Consider the following 1623-nt stretch of genomic DNA (forward strand, 5'->3'; position numbering starts at 1 on the left):
CCCGGAAAATTCATGGAGGGTTGGCGGGTGTAGCTCAAGTGCCTGAGATGACTTAGGATTTGGTTGTTGAATCCGATCCGCCTCATTTCTGGGAGAACCCACCCGCCATGAACCATTCTACGCTTCCACTGCCGGGCCTGTCACCTGTTGGCGGCAAAACCGTTGTGGCTCGGTTCGATGGCGGATTGCTGTCGTCTGATGCTGGCCTTCTCGCCCTGCGCGAGGTGGAGAAGCGTTTGGGTGTCGCCGAGCGGCTCGCCGCGTGCATCGATGACCCACGCTCTCAGGATCAGGTCGTTCATCGCTTGGCCGATCTGATCCGCTTCCGGCTGTTGATGATCGCTGCCGGTTATGAGGATTGCAACGACGCCACGAGCTTGCGCGCCGATCCAATCTTTAAGATGGCGCAGGACGTGCTGCCATCGGATCGCCATCTCGCCTCGCAACCCACGCTCTCGCGCCTGGAGAATGTGCCCGATGCGCGCTCGCTGCTGCGCATGGGACGGGCCATGATCGATCTGTACTGCGCCTCGTTCCGACAGGTGCCGAAGCAGATCGTGCTCGACCTCGACGACACCTTCGATGCCGTTCACGGCGGCCAGCAGCTGCGGCTGTTCAATGCTCATTACGACGAATACGGCTTCCAACCCATGGTCGTGTTCGACGGTGAAGGACGCTTCATCACGGCCGTGCTGCGGCCGGCCAAGCGGCCCAAGGGCACCGAGATCCGGGCTCATCTGCGCCGGCTCATCCGAGCGATCCGAACCCACTGGCCCACCACCCGCATCCTGATCCGGGCCGACAGCCATTACTGCGGTCCGCTGGTGATTGATTGGTGCCGAGCCAACGGCATCGACTTCATCCTCGGAGTGGCCTCAACCTCCACCCTGCGCCGGCACGTTGCGGGCCTGGAGGCGAGCGCCAAGGCGCGCTTTGCCGCGGCTCCCACCAAAGGCAAGGTGCGGCGCTTCACGGAATTCTTCGACGGCGCCGAGAGTTGGAGCCGGGTCGAGCGTATCATCGCTCGTGTGGAAGCGGGCGAGCAGGGCAGCGACACCCGGTTCATCGTCACCAATCTTGCCGGCGGCAAAGCCAGAACGCTCTATGAGCGGATCTCCTGTCGGCGCGGCACGGCGGAAAACCACATCAAGGCCTGGAAAACCCACCTGGCGGCCGACCGCACGTCGTGCCCTCGGGCGACGGCGAACCAGTTCCGTCTGTTTCTGCATGCGGGCGCCTATTGGCTGATGTGGGGCCTGCGCGCGAGGATGCCGAAGCGCTCGCTCTGGCGGCTGGCGCAATTTGACACCTTGCGGCTGCGGCTGATCAAGATTGCCGCCCGGGTGGTTGAACTGAAGACCCAGATCCGGCTGCACCTGCCGAGCGCCTGTCCTGACCAAACCGTCCTGCGGCTGGTCCTCGGCCGTCTGCCACGCCTCGTCACCTGACGAACGGGGCGCACACGCCCCCTGACCCGAGCCCTTGCCCGTCCACCTGCAAACGCGCCGCTCTCATCCGCCAAGCAGAACGCCTGGAGGTGGTGAGGACATGCCTGAAATCCGGTCAACTTTGCCAGCAAGGCTCGTACAGCCAATCTCAGATGGGGCGCCGTGAATTAACCGG

1 protein-coding gene is annotated in these 1623 nt (G+C 63.6%); it reads left to right on the plus strand.

What is annotated here, in order from left to right:
• Window positions 1-107: 107 nt before the first annotated feature.
• Window positions 108-1448 (plus strand): IS1380 family transposase, encoded by a 1341-nt coding sequence (locus FS320_RS43045; protein WP_152718606.1) that lies wholly within the window; start codon window positions 108-110, stop codon window positions 1446-1448.
• Window positions 1449-1623 lie beyond the last annotated feature (175 nt).

It is taken from the genome of Microvirga tunisiensis (assembly GCF_009296175.1).
GTDB classification, from domain to species: domain Bacteria; phylum Pseudomonadota; class Alphaproteobacteria; order Rhizobiales; family Beijerinckiaceae; genus Microvirga; species Microvirga tunisiensis.